Raw genomic sequence first — 13,838 nt, 5'->3', positions numbered from 1 at the left:
CCCGCCCCGCACTGTCGCGCACGTGTGCGTCGACAGCGCCCTGCCGCACCTCGACCGGCCCTTCGACTACGCGGTGCCCGACACGCTGATCGAGAAGGTCGCCGTGGGGTCCCGCGTGCGGGTGCGCTTCGCCGGCCGGCTGGTCTCCGGGGTGGTGACCGCGCTGTCGGACTCGAGCGACTTCGAAGGATCGCTCGCCCCGATCCACTCGTCGGCGGGAACCGCGAGCTTCACCCCGCAGGCGATCGCCTTCGCCGGAGCTGTCGCGCGCCGGTACGGCGGCAGCCTGTGGGACGTGCTCCGGCTCATGGCGCCGCCCCGGGTGGCGGCCGTGGAGTCCCGCGAGTGGGGCGTCGTGTCGCCGGACGATGCGCTGCTCGCCGCCGCGGCCGACGCCCTCGAGCCCGCCGCCGCCGCGCTCGGGCTGCCGACGGCCGAGCTCGCCCGCGGCGCTCGCCTGGTGTGGGACGCGATCCCCGCCCAGGACCGCTCGCACGGCCTGCCGATCGACGCGCTGCTCGCACCCGCGGTGCGCCTCGCCGCGCAGGGCCAGAGCGCGATCGTGGTGCTCCCGGACGCCCGCGCGGTCGCCGCGGCCGTCGGGGCGCTCCTCCGGCAGGGCCTCTCCCGCTGGAGCACCCGGTCCGGGGGCCAGTTCACGGTGCTCCAGGCCGACGACGGCGCGCAGACCCGGTACGCGAGCTACCTCGCCGCCATGCACGGCGAGGCGCGGCTCGTCATCGGCACGCGCGCCGCGATCCTGCAGCCGGTGCCGGCCCTGGGGCTGGTGGTCCTGTGGGACGACGGCGCGCCGATCTACGACGAGCCGCACGCCCCGTACCCGCACGCCCGCACCCTGGCCGCCATGCGCACGGACGAGACGGGCGCGGGGACCCTGATCGCGAGCTACGCGCCCTCGGTCGACGCGATGGCGCTCGTGGCGCACGGCTGGGCGGAGCGCGCGGTCGCCGACCGCGCGGTGGCACGCGAGCTGACTCCGCTGATCGACCCGATGGACGGCGAGCGCCGCACCGTCGAGGGCGCGAGCGGCTGGCATTGGATGCCGGGGTCGGTGTGGCGCCGGGCCCGGGCGGCGCTGGACAGGGGTCCCGTCGGGATCGTCGTGCCGCGCGCCGGCTACGTGCGGGCCACCGCCTGCGCACGATGCGACACGTGGGCGGAGTGCCCCGCGTGCGGCGGAGCGCTCCGCAAGGACGGGGCGACCGCTCCGCTGCGCTGCGGCGACTGCGGCGCCGAGCATCCCGACTGGCATTGCCCCGAATGCCACGCCCAGGCGACCAAGCAGCTGCGCCAGGGGGTGGAGCGGATCGCGGAGCAGGTGCATGCGATGGCCGGCGACACCCCGGTCGCGGTCTCGGCCGGCGCCGTCGGGACCCTCGCCGACGGCTCCGTCACCGAGGGCTTCGTGGTCGCGACCCCCGCCGCCCTGCCAGCCGTGGACGGCGGCTACGCGTGCATCGTGATCGTCGGCGCCGACACGCCGGCGGGCGGCGCGCTCGGCGCGGAGCTGCAGGCGCTCCGCTGGTGGCTCGGCATCGCGGCGCTCGCACGCCCGCGCGGCGCCGGCGGCGAGGTCATCGCCGTGGGCGACCTGCCGCCGGCCGTGCGCAGCGCGCTCGTCGGCTGGGGCGCGGGCGAGGCTGCGGTCGACGCGTACGCCGAGCGTGCCGACCTGGGCCTGCCGCCGAACCGCCGCGCGATCCGCCTGTGGGGAGAGCCCCCCGTCATCACGCTCGCCACGTCGGTCCCCGTCGAGGGCGAACGCATCGAGCGTCATCGCGACGTGACCGTGCTGCCCGCCCCGGACGGCGTCACGCTGCTGGCGACCCGGCGGGTCGCGGGCGCCCTGGTCGACGCGCTGCGGGCGCGCCAGCAGGAGCTCTCGCGGTCGGGCGAGGGAGAGCTCCGCATGCGTGTGGACGCGCCGCTCGAGGTGCGCTGACGGCGCCCGGCGACGCCTGTGCCGACGGAGGCCGGGCATCGTCCCGCCCCTAAACTGGAGCCATGCGCCTCCTCTTCGCCGGCACGCCCGAGATCGCCGTCCCGACGCTGCAGGCCCTGGAGGACGCCGGTCATGAGGTCGTCGTCGTGCTCACGCAGCCCGACGCCCCCGGACGGCGGGGGCGGACCCTCCACCCGTCGCCCGTCAAGGCGCACGCGCTCGAGCGCGGCCTCGACGTCTGGACCCCGGAGAAGGCGTCCGCGCCGGACGTGGTCGAGCGGATCCGCGCCCTCGAGATCGACGCGGCGGCCGTGGTCGCCTACGGGCAGATCCTCCGCCCGGCGCTGCTCGACGCGGTGCGGCTCGCGTGGGTGAACCTGCACTTCTCCGTGCTGCCGGCCTGGCGCGGGGCTGCGCCGGTCCAGCGCGCGATCATGGCAGGGGACGACGTCACGGGTGCCAGCACCTTCGTGATCGAGAAGGGTCTCGACACGGGCCCCGTGATCGGCGTGCTCACCGAGCGGATCCGCGTGACCGACACCGCCGGCACGCTGCTCGAGCGGCTCGCGGAGGTGGGCGCGCCCCTGATGGTGCAGTCCCTGGAGGCGCTCGACAGCGGCGCCGCGCGCCCCCAGCCTCAGGACGACGACGGGGTCAGCTACGCGCACAAGCTCACGCGCGACGACGCCTACGTGCGCTGGGACCTGTCGGCGCACCTGGTCGACCGCCGCATCCGGGGATGCACGCCCGCCCCCGGGGCGTGGACCACCCTGCCGGACGGCACGGTCGCCAAGCTGGGCCCCGTCTCGCCCCGCCCGCAGCGCGGACGCACGGCGCCGGGCCAGCTCCGCGAGGAGGGCGGCGAGGTGCTGGTCGGCACGGGCACGGAACCGGTCGCGCTGGGCTGGATCGCGCCCGCAGGGAAGAAGCCGATGGACGCCGCCGCCTGGTGGCGGGGCGCGCGGCTGGGCGAGGGCGCCCAGCTGGGGGAGGCATGAGCCGCGCCCGGGACGTCGCCTACGACTGCGTGATGGCGGTCTCGACGGAGGGCGCCTACGCGAACCTGCTGCTCCCGACCCTGCTCGAGCGGGCGGGGCTCGACGGCCGCGACGCCGGGTTCGTCACCGAGCTCGCGTACGGCGCGCTCCGCATGCGCGGCCTGTACGACGCGATCATCGCCCACGCCGCGCGGCGCGACCCGCAGGACCTCGACGGCGAGCTGCGTGTCGCGCTCTGGCTCGGCTGCCACCAGGCGCTCGCCATGCGCGTGCCGGCGCATGCCGCGGTCAACGAGACGGTGGACCAGGTCCGTCGCGAGCGGGGCGCCGGGGCCGCCAAGCTCGCCAACGCCGTGATGCGGCGCGTCACCGAGCGGGGCGCCGACGCCTGGCTGTCCGTGGTCGCCCCCGGCGACACCCCGGCCTCGCGCGCCGTGCGCCACTCCCACCCGGAGTGGGTGGTCGAGGAGCTGACGCGAGCTCTGGTCGCCGACGGCCGTGCCGCCGAGACGGTCGCGCTTCTCGAGGCCGACAACTCGCCGGCACGCGTGACGCTGGTGGCGCGCCCGGGCCTGGTCGACCGTGACGCCCTCGCCCACGACGCCGGGGGCGAGGCGGGCGAGTACTCGCCGTGGTCCGTGGTCATGGCGGGCGGGCGGCCCGGGGACCTCGCGGCCGTCGCCGACGGCACCGCGGCGGTGCAGGACGAGGGCAGCCAGATCGTGGCCGGCGCCCTCGCGCTCGCCCAGCCCGTCGAGCCCGGCGAGCGCTGGCTCGACCTCTGTGCGGGCCCCGGGGGGAAGTCCGCCCTGCTGGGCGCCCTCGCGGCCGAGGGGGCGGCCACGCTCGACGCCGTCGAGCTCCACCCGCACCGCGCGGACCTGGTGCGCCGCTCCGTCCGGGCCGTGCCCGAGGAGGTCGTCACCGTGCACACCGCGGACGGCACCGCGTGGGGCGAGAGCGAGGCCTACGACCGCATCGTCCTCGACGCCCCGTGCACCGGCCTGGGCGCGCTGAGGCGCCGCCCCGAGGCGCGCTGGCGACGTCACCCGGAGGACCTCGAGGACCTGGTCGGGCTCCAGCGGCGGCTGCTGGCCAACGCCGAGCGTCTGCTGGCGCCCGGCGGGCTGCTCGCCTACATCACGTGCTCGCCGGTGGTCGCCGAGACCCGGGAGATCGTCGCCGGCTCCTCGCTGCGCCAGCTCGACGCCCGCGAGGCCGTCGCGGCCGTCACCGGCACGCCGGCCCGCTTCTGGGGTCCGGGCCCGCACGTCCAGCTCTGGACCCACGTCCACGGCACGGACTCGATGTTCCTTGCGCTGCTGGAGAAGCCCGCGGTCTGAACGCTGTCATGTCCGCGCTAGTCTCGCTCGTAGGGCCTTTCGAGGGAGAGACATGACCCGTCCCGGCGACGCCGCCTACCTGTCCACCCAGCGCGCGAACCTGCTGCGCTTCCTTCCCGCCGCCCAGGCGCCCGGAGGCTTCGGCTGGCTCGACGAGGAGGGCGTGATCGACCCGTCGCATCCCGTCGAGCTGTGGATCACCTGCCGCATGACCCACGTGGCGGCCCTGGGCGCGCTGGCCGACGAGCCCGCCGCCGCCGGCGGCCCGGACCGCGACGCGCTCCTCGCGCTCGCCGCCCACGGCGTCGCCGCGCTCGCCGACGGGCCGCTGCACGACGACGCCCACGGGGGCTGGTTCGCGGCCGTCGTCGACGGCGCGCCCACCGTGACGACCAAGCAGGCGTACGGCCATGCCTTCGTCGTGCTCGCCGCCTCGTCCGCGACCGCGGCCGGCGTGCCCGGCGCCGAGGCGCTGCTCGCGGAGGCCCTGGCCGTCTCCGAGCGGCGGTTCTGGGACGACGCCGAGGGCCTGTCCGTCGAGGAGTGGGACGCCGCCTGGACCACGCTCGACGCCTACCGCGGCATCAACGCCAACATGCACACCGTCGAGGCCTACCTCGCCGCGGGTGACGTCACCGGCGATGCCGTCTGGCACGAGCGAGCGGGCCGCATCGCCGCCCGCGTCGCGTCCTGGGCCGCCGCCAACGACTGGCGCATCCCCGAGCACTTCGACGCCGACTGGTCCCCGATGCTCGAGTTCAACCGCGACGAGCCCGCCCACCCGTTCCGGCCCTACGGCGCCACCGTCGGCCACGGGCTGGAATGGGCCCGGCTGCTCGTCGACGCCGATGCGACGCTCGGCGAAGGCGCCCCGGCCGGCCTCACCGCGGCCGCCGTCGCGCTGTACGACCGCGCCGTGTCGGACGGCTGGGACGCCGACGGTGCCGCGGGCTTCGTGTACACGACCGGCTGGGACGGCACCCCCGTGGTGCGGGAGCGCATGCACTGGGTGCTCGCCGAGGCGGTCAACGCCGCGCAGGCCCTCGGCCTCGCGACCGGGGACGACCGCTACGCCGACGACGCCGCCGCGTGGTGGGGATACGCCGACGAGCACCTGATCGACCATGCGCGCGGCTCCTGGCACCACGAGCTCGACGTCGCCAACCGCCCCGCCGGCACCGTGTGGCCCGGCAAGCCGGACCTCTACCACGCCTACCAGGCGGCGCTGCTGCCCGAGCTGCCGCTGGTGCCGTCCTTCGCGACCGCGCTGCGCGACGGCGGCCCGCTGGGCACCGCGATCCTCACGGTCGGCGAATGCGTGCTCGACGTGGTGCGCATGCCCGACGGAACCGAGGCGGCGCACGCGGGCGGCAGCCCTGCCAACGTGGCCGTCGGTCTCTCGAGGCTGGGCCAGCAGGTGCGCCTCCTGACCGAGCTCGGCGACGACGCCGCGGCGGTGCCGATCCGCGCGCACCTCGACGCGTCCGGCGTCGCGACGGTGATCGCGCCCTCGTCCGTGCGCACCCCGGTCGCGACCGCCGTGATCGGCCCCGACGGCGCCGCGACCTACGAGTTCGACATCGCGTGGACCCTCGAGGCGAGCGGGCTCGACCTGGACGCCGGCCACCTGCACACCGGCTCGATCGCCGCCCACCTCGACCCCGGGGCGGCTGCCGTGACCGCCATGGTCGAGGCGGCACGGGGGCACGCGACCGTCTCCTACGACCCGAACGTGCGGCCCTCGCTGGTGGGGGACCGCGCCGAGGTGGTGGCGCGCACCGAGCACCTGGTGGCGCTGTCGGACGTGGTGAAGGCGTCCGACGAGGACCTGCTGTGGCTGTACCCGGGCGTCGACACCGACGAGGCCGTGCGCGCGTGGTCGCTCCTGGGCCCCGCGCTGGTGGTCGCCACGCTCGGCGCCGAGGGCTCGCTGGCCTGTCTGCGCGGCCACATGATCGCGATCGCGCCGCTCCACGTCGACGTGGCCGACACCGTCGGGGCGGGCGACTCGTACATGGCGGCGCTGCTGGACGGTCTCGCGCGGGCACGCCTGCTCGGACCCCAGGGACGCCAGGAGCTGGCCGCCGTGGACTCCGCCACCGTCGAGGACATCGTCTCCCGCGCCGCGCGTGCCGCGGCGATCACCGTGTCCCGCGCCGGGGCCAACCCCCCGACCCTGACGGAGCTCGACGGCGCCTGACCCCGCCCCGCGTCGGTGGTGCCAGGCGTGCCGCACTAGGCTCGGATCATGGCCATCCAGATCGCTCCGAGCATCCTGTCGGCCGACTTCGCGAACCTCGAGCGCGACATCGTCGCCGTGGCCGAGGCCGACTGGCTGCACGTCGACGTGATGGACGGGCACTTCGTGCCGAACCTGACGCTCGGCCTGCCCGTGGTGGAGCGGATCGCCCAGGTCTCGCCGCTGCCCATCGACGCGCACCTCATGATCGAGGATCCCGACCGGTGGGCCCCGCGCTACGCGGAGGTGGGGGCCACCTCGGTGACGTTCCACCTCGAGGCGGCACGCGACCCGCGCACCATCGCGGCCGACCTGCGGAGCCTGGGCGCGCGGGCCTCGTGCGCGATCAAGCCCGGCACGCCGGTCGAGGATGTGCTGCCGCTCATCGACACGCTCGACATGGTGCTGATCATGACCGTCGAGCCCGGATTCGGCGGGCAGTCCTTCATGGAGGACATGATGCCCAAGTTCCGCACCCTCCGTGCCGCGGTCGAGGCCGCGGGCTCCGACCTGTGGATCCAGGCCGACGGGGGCGTGGCAAGGGAGACGATCGCCACGGTCGTCGAGTCCGGCGGCGACGTCCTGGTGGCGGGCTCGGCCGTCTACGGAGCCGACGACCGCGGCGGCGAGATCCGCGCGCTCCGGGAGCTGGGCCAGGAGGCCTGCCATCACTGCTGACCGCGACCCGTCCGCGACGTCCGTCGACGCCGCGTGGCTCGAGCGCGCCACCGCGCTGTCCGTCAACGGGCCCGCCTACGGCCCGAACCCCCGCGTCGGTTGCGTCCTGGTCGGGGCGGACGGGACGATGCTGGGGGAGGGCTGGCATCGCGGCGCCGGCACCCCGCACGCCGAGCCGGCGGCGATCGCCGACGCGGCCGCGCGGGGCCACGAGGTCGCGGGAGCGACGGCCTACGTGACGCTGGAGCCCTGCTCCCACACGGGCCGCACCGGACCCTGCACCGACGCTCTCACGCGCGCCGGCGTGGCTGCGGTGCGGTACGCCGTGGCGGACCCGAACCCGGAGGCGCAGGGCGGGGGAGCGGTGCTGCTCGCCCGCGGGATCGATGCCCGGCACGTGCCCTACGGCCCCGCCGCCCAGGTCAACCGCCGCTGGCTCGGCGCGGTCGAGCACGGTCGCCCGTGGGTCATCGCCAAGTGGGCGCAGACCCTCGACGGCCGGACGGCCGCCGCGGACGGCACCAGCTTCTGGATCACGGGGGAGGAGGCCCGCGCGCACGCGCACGGCGTCCGCGCCCAGGTCGACGCGATCCTGGTGGGCACGGGCACCGTGCGGGTCGACGACCCCGAGCTCTCGGCCCGCCCGCCGGGCGACGCCGCCGCCCATCAGCCGCTGCGCGCCGTGATGGGGCTCGGCGCCACTCCCGGCGCCAAGGTCTGGCGCGACTCCCACGCGGTGCAGCTGGCCACCCATGACCCCCACGCGGCCCTGACGGAGCTCGCCTCGCGAGAGGTGCGCACGGTGGTGGTCGAGGGAGGCGCCACCGTCACGACCGCCTTCCTGCGGGCCGGGCTGGTCGACGAGCTCCACGTGTACGTCGCCCCGGCCCTGCTCGGGGCGGGCACCGCGGCCGTCGGCGACCTGGGAATCGGGACCATGGCCGGGGCGTTGAGGGCTCAGGATGTGACCGCGACCGCCCTCGGCGTCGATACGCTGGTCACCGCCTTCTTCCAGAGAGGACAGATCTAGATGTTCACCGGCATCGTCGAGACGCTCGGCGCCGTCGTGGCAGTGGAGCACGCGGGTGCCCGGTCACGGCTCACCATCGAGGCCCCCGGCCTCACCGACCTGGTCCACGGCGAGTCGATCGCCGTCAACGGCGTGTGCCTGACCGTCGCGGCGCACGAGGGCTCCTCGTGGACCGCCGACGTCATGCGCATCACGCTCGAGACGACCGCGCTCGCCGGCATCGCCGCGGGCGATCGCGTGAACCTCGAGCGGGCGATGCCCGCGAACGGACGGCTCGGCGGCCATCTCATGCAGGGTCATGTCGACGGCGTCGCGACGCTCGTGGCGCGCGACTCCCAGCCCGAGTGGGATGATCTGACCTTCGAGATCCCCGCGGCTCTCGAGCGCTACGTGGTCCGCAAGGGCTCGATCGCGCTCAACGGCGTCTCGCTGACCGTGGCGGAGCTCGACGGGCTCAGGGCGACCGTGTCCCTGATCCCGACCACGCTGGAGGAGACCACGTTCGGCTCCTTCCAGGTGGGCGACCAGGCGAACGTCGAGGTCGACGTGATCGCGAAGTACGTGGAGAAGATGATGGTGAAGGCATGAACCCGGAGACCCGTGCGCTCGTCGAGCGCGCGCTCGAGGACCTGAAGGCGGGCAAGCCGGTGCTGGTGTCCGACTCGCGCGACCGCGAGGACGAGGCCGACTTCATCATGGCCGCCGGCACCACCACCGCGGACTGGGTCGCGTGGGGCATCCGCCACTCGAGCGGCTACCTGTGCGCGCCCATGCCCTCGGACCGAGCGGACTCGCTCAACCTGCCGCTGATGGTGCCGTCGAGCCAGGACCCCCGCCGCACCGCGTACACGGTGTCGGTCGACGCCGCGACCGGCGTCGGGACGGGCATCTCCGCCGTGGACCGCCACCACACGCTGCGGGTGCTCGCGGACCCGACGGCCACGGCCGACGACCTCATCCGCCCGGGCCACATCCTGCCGCTGCGGGCCGTGCCCGGCGGCGTCCTGCATCGTCCCGGCCACACCGAGGCGTGCGTCGACCTCTGCCGCCTCGCGGGCCTCGAGCCCGTCGGCGTGATCGGCGAGATGGTCAACGACGACGGCACGATGATGCGCCAGGGCGACGCGACCGCGATCGCCGAGCGCGACGACCTGGTGCTCATCTCGATCGCGGAGCTCATCGAGTACCGCCGCGAGATCGGCGACGTCCCCCCGCCCACCGAGGCGCGCCCGCACCGTGTCCTCGAGCAGGGCGAGGCACGCCTCCCCACCCGCCACGGCGAGGTGACCGTGCGGGGCTACCGCGACGCCCGCACCGGCGACGAGCACGTGGCGCTGACGGTCGCGCCCAAGGACGGGATCGTGCCGATCGTGCGCATCCACTCCGAGTGCCTGACCGGGGACGCGTTCGGCTCGCTCCGCTGCGACTGCGGTCCGCAGCTGGACGCCGCGATCGAGCGCGTGGTCGCCGAGGGCGGCGCGGTGATCTACCTGCGGGGCCAGGAGGGTCGCGGCATCGGGATCGTCTCCAAGATCCAGGCGTACGAGCTGCAGGATCAGGGTCTCGACACGGTCGACGCGAACACGCACCTCGGGCTGCCGGTCGACCGCCGCGAGTACGGCGCGGCCGCCGCGATCCTGCACCAGCTGGGCCTCGAGCAGGTGCGCCTGCTCACCAACAACCCCGCCAAGGTCGAGGGGCTGCGCGCCTCCGGCGTCGACTGCGTCGAGCGCATCCCGCACCTGGTGGGCCGACACCCCGAGAACGAGCACTACCTCCGCACCAAGCTGGAGCGGATGGGCCACCTGCTGGGAGACAACGCATGAGCGGAGCCGGAGCGCCGGTGGTCGAGGTCGGCGCGAACGGCCTCACCATCGAGATCGTCGCGAGCCTGTGGCACACGGAGGTCATGGACGGCCTGGTCGCGGGCGCGATCCGCGCCGCCGAGAAGGCGGGCGCGGCCTACCGCGTGACGCGGGTGCCCGGTGCCTTCGAGCTGACCGTGGTCGCCGAGTCCCTCGCGCGCGCGGGCGTGGACGCGATCGCGTGCCTCGGCGTCGTGGTCCGGGGCGGGACCCCGCACTTCGAGTACGTGTGCGACGCGGTCACCCGCGGGCTCACCGACGTGTCCCGCTCCCACGCCACGCCGGTGGGGTTCGGGATCCTCACGACCGACGACGACCAGCAGGCGCTCGACCGCGCAGGCCTGCCGGGGTCGAGGGAGGACAAGGGCGCCGAGGCCGTGGAGGCCGCCCTCGCGACGGCGCTGGTGCTCCGCGGCCTCTGACCCGCGGCCTGCGGAGCCCGCCGGGCCGATAGGCTGGTGCGCGTGAAGACGTTCGAGGACCTGTTCGAGGAGCTGCAGCGGCGCGCCGAGGAGCGCCCCGAGGGATCGGGCACGGTGGCCATGCTCGACAAGGGCGTCCATGCGATCGGCAAGAAGCTGGTCGAGGAGGCCGCCGAGTCCTGGATGGCCTGCGAGTTCCAGTCGCGGGAGGCGGCGGCCGAGGAGCTGTCGCAGCTCCTGTACTGGGCCCAGGTGATGATGGTCTCCAAGGGCCTCACGCTCGACGACGTGTACAAGAACCTGTAGGGGAGAGAAGTGCTCCGCATCGCCGTGCCCAACAAGGGCTCGCTGTCCGATCCTGCCGTCCAGCTGCTCAAGGAGGCCGGCTACAAGCAGCGCCGCGACCCCCGCGAGCTGGTGCTGGTCGACGAGCGCAACAAGGTCGAGTTCTTCTTCCTGCGCCCGCGCGACGTCGCCGTCTACGTGGGGGCCGGGACGGTCGACGCCGGCATCACCGGCCGCGACCTGCTGATCGACTCGGGCGCCGACGCCGTCGAGCACCTCGAGCTCGGCTTCGGCGGCTCGACCTTCCGGTTCGCCGCGCAGCCGGGCGTCGCGTCCTCGGTCGCGGACATCCAGGGCAAGCGCGTCGCCACCAGCTACCCGCTCCTGGTGCAGCAGCACCTCGGCGGCCACGGCGTCACCGCGACGGTGGTCCGCCTCGACGGCGCCGTGGAGTCCTCGGTGCGCCTCGGCGTCGCCGACGTGGTCGCGGACGTCGTCTCGACCGGCACCACCCTCCGCGCCGCCGGTCTCGAGATCTTCGGCGACCCGATCCTCACCTCCGAGGCGATCCTCATCCGCGCGCAGGACGCCCCCGTCGAGGAGATCGCGATCCTCACCGGCCGGCTGCGGGGCGTGCTGACGGCGCGCAAGTTCGTGCTCGTCGACTACGACGTGCCCGGCGACCAGCTCGACGCCGCGATCGCCGTCACGCCCGGATTCGAGGCGCCCACGGTCACGCCGCTGCACGGCTCCGACTGGCACGCCGTGCGCGTCATGGTGCCCCGGGTCGAGATGAACCAGATCATGGACAGCCTCTACGCGGTGGGGGCCCGCGCGATCCTCACCACCGAGCTGCTGGCGGTCCGTGTCTGACATGACGGCCATCGCCCCGGAGCAGCGCCTGCTCAACCTCATCCTCGGGCTCAGCAACACGCGCCACCGGCTCACCCGGGCGCAGATCCGCGACTCGATCGAGGGGTACGCGCCCGCGCCGTCGGGCGCCGACGAGGAGACCGCCGCGGCGGCCGACTCCGCGTTCGAGCGGATGTTCGAACGGGACAAGAAGGCGCTCCGGGAGCTGGGCATCCCGCTGGAGACCGTGGTGGACCCCGCGCACGGCGACGAGATCGGCTACCGGATCCGCCCGGCGGAGGCCGCGATGCCCCCGCTCGAGCTGACCGCGGCCGAGCTGGCCGTGGTGGGCCTCGCCGCCGACTACTGGCAGGACGCCGCGCTCGGCACCGACGCGCGCCAGGCCGTGATGAAGCTCGCCTCGTCGGCGGAGCACGGTCCGCGCGTCGAGCTGCCGTTCGCCGGCCGCGCCACGCGCGTCCAGGACGCCGTCGCCGCGCTCATCGAGGCCGTGGCCGACCGGCAGGCCGTGCGCTTCGAGTACTCCTCCGCGTCCGGCGGGACCGGCACGCGCACCCTCGAGCCGTGGAAGGTGGTCTTCCGCGGCGGCGTCGCCTACGTCGTCGGTCACGACCGCGACCGCGAGGACGCGCGGATCTTCCGCGTGCAGCGCATCGGCGGCGCGGTGCGACGCGTCGGCGACCCGGGCGCCTACGCGATCCCCGAGGAGATCCCGCTCGGCCTGCTGGCCGCGGCGCACACGTCTCACACCGCGACGGTGGCGCTCCGGCCCGAGTCGGGTCACGCCCTGCGGCGGCGGGGGCGCGCCGTCGGCGTCGAGTCCGGCTGGGACCTGGTCGAGGTGGACTACACCCACGACGACGCCCTCCGGGCCGAGGTGCTCGCCCTCGGCGGTGCCGCCCGGATCGTCACGCCCCGCCACCTCGCGCTCGCCGTCGAGCGGCACGCGGCCGCAGCGCTGGAGGTGGGCCGTGGCTGAGACCTCACGGGACCGGCTGGTCCGCCTGCTCGGGATCGTCACCTACCTCGACCACCACGGGAGCACGCCGTTCGCGGAGCTCGCCGAGCACTTCGGCGTCGCACCCGCGCAGGTCCGCAAGGACATCTCGACGCTGTGGACCTCCGGGCTTCCCGGCTACATGCACGGAGACCTGATCGACTTCGACGCCGACGCGTTCGACCGGGACGTCGCCGCGCTGCTCGACGGCCAGGGCGTCGCGCAGGTCCGGCTGTCCTCGCGGGAGGCCGTCGCGCTGGTCGCGTCGCTGTCGACCCTCGCCTCCTCGGGCGTCGCCCCCGAGGTGGTCGACGCGGTGCTCGACAAGCTCCGCGAGGCGCTCGCCGAGCCCGTGATCGTCCTCGCGGAGGGCGACGGCGCCGACGCGGGCGTCTCCGAGCCGCTGATGGAGGCGCTGCGCCGCTACCGCCGCGTCGAGCTGACCTACGTCGACGCCCTCGACCGGCGCACCACCCGGGAGGTCGACCCTCACCGCCTGGTCGTGATCGACGGCGTCGGCTATCTCGAATGCTTCTGCCGCCGCGCGGACGACTACCGCACGCTGCGGCTCGACCGCATCGAGGCGGTCGAGGTGCTCGACGCCGCGGTGTCCACCCCGCCGGGCGACAGCGCGGGCTTCTCGCTGACGCCCGCCTTCCGCGCGACGGTGCGACTCGGTCGCGCGGGACGCTGGGCCCTCGAGGACATCCCGGGGCTCACGGTCGAGGACGCGGAGGACGACGTGATCGCCACGTTCGACGCCGCCGACGCCGAGTGGGTCGCCGGCCGGCTGCTCGCCGTGGCCCCCCAGCTGCGCTCGGTCGAGCCGGCCCAGCTGCGCGGCGCGCTGCATCGTCAGGCGCAGGCGGTCCTCGACGCGCACCGGGCGTAGGTACACTGGCGGGAACCGCTAGCGAAGGAGACGGGACGGCCATGGGCCCTCGCGAGATCATCATCATCCTTGTGATCGTGCTGCTGCTGTTCGGCGCACCCAAGCTCCCGCAGCTCGCGCGGTCGCTCGGCCAGTCGATGCGCATCCTCAAGGAGGAGACCAAGACGCTGACCGACGACAAGTCGTCCGGCGACGCCGCCACCGAGGAGAAGCCCGCGTCGTCCTCGGACGAACCGCGTGAGCAGAAGTAGCG

At 74.9% G+C, this 13,838-nt stretch carries 14 protein-coding genes; all 14 read left to right on the top strand.

The window, feature by feature from the left end:
- The first annotated feature begins 22 nt into the window (after positions 1-22).
- Positions 23-1,963 (top strand): primosomal protein N' family DNA-binding protein, encoded by a 1,941-nt coding sequence (locus QQX10_RS00725; RefSeq protein ID WP_301144269.1) that lies wholly within the window; start codon positions 23-25, stop codon positions 1,961-1,963.
- 62 nt (positions 1,964-2,025) lie between these two features.
- A complete protein-coding gene (fmt, locus tag QQX10_RS00720) occupies positions 2,026-2,961 on the top strand; it encodes a methionyl-tRNA formyltransferase (protein ID WP_301144268.1) in 936 nt (311 codons plus the stop codon).
- The gene (locus QQX10_RS00715; RefSeq protein WP_301144267.1) at positions 2,958-4,304 is read left to right on the top strand and encodes an RsmB/NOP family class I SAM-dependent RNA methyltransferase; all 1,347 of its coding nucleotides are present in this window, start codon (positions 2,958-2,960) and stop codon (positions 4,302-4,304) included. Before fmt ends, QQX10_RS00715 begins: the two co-directional genes overlap by 4 nt.
- A 52-nt stretch (positions 4,305-4,356) precedes the next feature.
- Positions 4,357-6,504, top strand: a complete 2,148-nt coding sequence (locus QQX10_RS13635) for a PfkB family carbohydrate kinase (RefSeq protein WP_367281250.1) — start codon at positions 4,357-4,359, stop codon at positions 6,502-6,504.
- A 48-nt stretch (positions 6,505-6,552) separates the two neighbouring features.
- The gene (gene rpe, locus QQX10_RS00700) at positions 6,553-7,221 is read left to right on the top strand and encodes a ribulose-phosphate 3-epimerase (RefSeq protein ID WP_301144266.1); all 669 of its coding nucleotides are present in this window, start codon (positions 6,553-6,555) and stop codon (positions 7,219-7,221) included.
- Positions 7,211-8,251 (top strand): bifunctional diaminohydroxyphosphoribosylaminopyrimidine deaminase/5-amino-6-(5-phosphoribosylamino)uracil reductase RibD, encoded by a 1,041-nt coding sequence (ribD, locus tag QQX10_RS00695; protein WP_301144507.1) that lies wholly within the window; start codon positions 7,211-7,213, stop codon positions 8,249-8,251. The genes rpe and ribD overlap by 11 nt, the downstream gene beginning before the upstream one ends.
- Positions 8,252-8,839, top strand: coding sequence for a riboflavin synthase (locus QQX10_RS00690; RefSeq protein ID WP_301144265.1), 588 nt, complete (start codon positions 8,252-8,254; stop codon positions 8,837-8,839).
- Positions 8,836-10,077 (top strand): GTP cyclohydrolase II, encoded by a 1,242-nt coding sequence (ribA, locus tag QQX10_RS00685; protein ID WP_301144264.1) that lies wholly within the window; start codon positions 8,836-8,838, stop codon positions 10,075-10,077. The genes QQX10_RS00690 and ribA overlap by 4 nt, the downstream gene beginning before the upstream one ends.
- Positions 10,074-10,538, top strand: coding sequence for a 6,7-dimethyl-8-ribityllumazine synthase (gene ribH / locus QQX10_RS00680; RefSeq protein ID WP_301144263.1), 465 nt, complete (start codon positions 10,074-10,076; stop codon positions 10,536-10,538). The genes ribA and ribH overlap by 4 nt, the downstream gene beginning before the upstream one ends.
- Positions 10,539-10,580: 42 nt before the next feature.
- On the top strand, positions 10,581-10,844 hold the full coding sequence (locus QQX10_RS00675) for a phosphoribosyl-ATP diphosphatase (protein WP_301144262.1): 264 nt from the start codon (positions 10,581-10,583) through the stop codon (positions 10,842-10,844).
- Between the two features lie 9 nt (positions 10,845-10,853).
- Entirely contained in the window at positions 10,854-11,696 is an 843-nt protein-coding gene (gene hisG, locus QQX10_RS00670; RefSeq protein WP_301144261.1) for an ATP phosphoribosyltransferase, read from the top strand.
- A gap of 1 nt (position 11,697) precedes the next feature.
- The gene (locus QQX10_RS00665) at positions 11,698-12,675 is read left to right on the top strand and encodes a helix-turn-helix transcriptional regulator (protein WP_301144260.1); all 978 of its coding nucleotides are present in this window, start codon (positions 11,698-11,700) and stop codon (positions 12,673-12,675) included.
- Positions 12,668-13,585 carry a helix-turn-helix transcriptional regulator gene (locus tag QQX10_RS00660; RefSeq protein ID WP_301144259.1) on the top strand — a complete coding sequence of 306 codons (918 nt, stop codon included), beginning with the start codon at positions 12,668-12,670 and terminating at the stop codon, positions 13,583-13,585. The genes QQX10_RS00665 and QQX10_RS00660 overlap by 8 nt, the downstream gene beginning before the upstream one ends.
- A gap of 41 nt (positions 13,586-13,626) precedes the next feature.
- On the top strand, positions 13,627-13,836 hold the full coding sequence (gene tatA / locus QQX10_RS00655; RefSeq protein WP_301144258.1) for a Sec-independent protein translocase subunit TatA: 210 nt from the start codon (positions 13,627-13,629) through the stop codon (positions 13,834-13,836).
- The last annotated feature ends 2 nt before the right edge of the window (positions 13,837-13,838 follow it).

Source organism: Demequina lignilytica (assembly GCF_030418305.1).
GTDB lineage: Bacteria > Actinomycetota > Actinomycetes > Actinomycetales > Demequinaceae > Demequina > Demequina lignilytica.
Note: the sequence above shows the minus strand (reverse complement) of the source record. Positions and strands in the feature narration are given on the sequence as shown.

Bases quoted from the DNA above. Each gene is read 5' to 3' on its own strand.
- fmt (WP_301144268.1), top strand. From the start codon at position 2,026: ATGCGCCTCCTCTTCGCCGGCACGCCCGAGATCGCCGTCCCGACGCTG.
- QQX10_RS00715 (WP_301144267.1), top strand. From the start codon at position 2,958: ATGAGCCGCGCCCGGGACGTCGCCTACGACTGCGTGATGGCGGTCTCG.
- QQX10_RS13635 (WP_367281250.1), top strand. From the start codon at position 4,357: ATGACCCGTCCCGGCGACGCCGCCTACCTGTCCACCCAGCGCGCGAAC.
- rpe (WP_301144266.1), top strand. From the start codon at position 6,553: ATGGCCATCCAGATCGCTCCGAGCATCCTGTCGGCCGACTTCGCGAAC.
- QQX10_RS00690 (WP_301144265.1), top strand. From the start codon at position 8,252: ATGTTCACCGGCATCGTCGAGACGCTCGGCGCCGTCGTGGCAGTGGAG.
- ribA (WP_301144264.1), top strand. From the start codon at position 8,836: ATGAACCCGGAGACCCGTGCGCTCGTCGAGCGCGCGCTCGAGGACCTG.
- ribH (WP_301144263.1), top strand. From the start codon at position 10,074: ATGAGCGGAGCCGGAGCGCCGGTGGTCGAGGTCGGCGCGAACGGCCTC.
- QQX10_RS00665 (WP_301144260.1), top strand. From the start codon at position 11,698: ATGACGGCCATCGCCCCGGAGCAGCGCCTGCTCAACCTCATCCTCGGG.
- tatA (WP_301144258.1), top strand. From the start codon at position 13,627: ATGGGCCCTCGCGAGATCATCATCATCCTTGTGATCGTGCTGCTGCTG.